We start from the raw sequence: 1,056 nt of genomic DNA, 5'->3' as shown, positions 1-1,056 counted from the left end.
TCTCGATCTGTGTCTCCACCGAGGCTGGGAGCGCGATCTGTGGTGTGTCGGTGTCAATACTGGCTGCAAACTCACGTGCTTCGTCGACGGTCGCTTGCGAGTGCGCTGGCGTTTGGCCCGTCAGCACGTTCACCGGTGTCTCCGTCTCGTCGGTGAATAGGACGTCTTCGAAGGTGTGCGTTCCCAAGATTGCCTTGGGGTTCAACTCGCAGTCGTGGAACGGATCGTCAGCTGGTTGCTCGGTCATGGAATCACGAGCCTACGTGGGGGCTCAGTTCTTTCAGCCCTCGAAAAACAGCGCCTGCCTCGAAACAGAGCACCCTACGAGCGGTTCAGGCTCGCCTTCTCGAAGGGTGATTCCCCAGTCGGAATGAGTAGCTCCTGCCGGTCTCCGACCCGCTCAGCGAGCTTCCGTTTCAGATACTGCCTCGCCGTCGACGGTGTGAAGACGCCTTTGTCGAGCATGTCGCCGACGATGTCTTTGAGGGCAGCGAACTGTCCCTGCAGGTGGCCGTCGCCGACCGGCTCGCCGTCGTACCAGCGCACCGTCGCGAGCGCGCCGTTCCCGACCGTCGCTCCCTGTTCGACCGTCTCCGAGTCGTACTGGAGCCCGAACCACAGCGTCCGATAGGCGGTCACCTCGAACGTCGTCGACACCTCGAAGAACGCCTCGCGGAGGAGGTAGTCGAGATGGTCAGCGACGATCTCGTCGAGGGTGACCCCGGTGGCTCGGGGCTTCGGATCGACGACCGTCGACGGTCGATCCTCGTCGGCGAGGTAGCCGTCGACCGCATCTGCCTCGAGGCCATCGGCCAGCTCTGCGAGGAGCTGTTTCGTCCACTTGGAGTCGGTGTCTTCGCCACCGAACGGCGACTCAGCCGAGATTCGGTACTTCAGTTTCAGGTCCGCAGCACCCCAGTGAGAGTAGTGGAGCGTGTACTGGCCATCGGTACGTTCGTACGCAACAAGTGCGCGGTGTCCCATGATTCAATCACCTCACGAGGCGATGCTTGTGCTGTGTCGCCCCGCACCCCCTCCTGGGGGGGAGAACAACGC

2 protein-coding genes are annotated in these 1,056 nt (G+C 62.4%); both read right to left on the bottom strand.

Annotated elements, in window-relative coordinates; translation table 11 throughout:
* Nucleotides 1-247: DUF8025 family protein (locus QT222_RS00720; RefSeq protein ID WP_491475978.1), on the bottom strand; the 247-nt coding region annotated here is incomplete at its 3' end.
* A gap of 74 nt (nt 248-321) precedes the next feature.
* Entirely contained in the window at nt 322-984 is a 663-nt protein-coding gene (locus tag QT222_RS00715) for a DUF6735 family protein (protein WP_491475977.1), read from the bottom strand.
* Between the last annotated feature and the right edge of the window lie 72 nt (nt 985-1,056).

The sequence above is a fragment of the Haloferax sp. s1 genome, assembly GCF_058382125.1.
The sequence above is the reverse complement of the archived record's forward strand: the minus strand, read 5'-3'. Positions and strand labels throughout refer to the sequence as shown.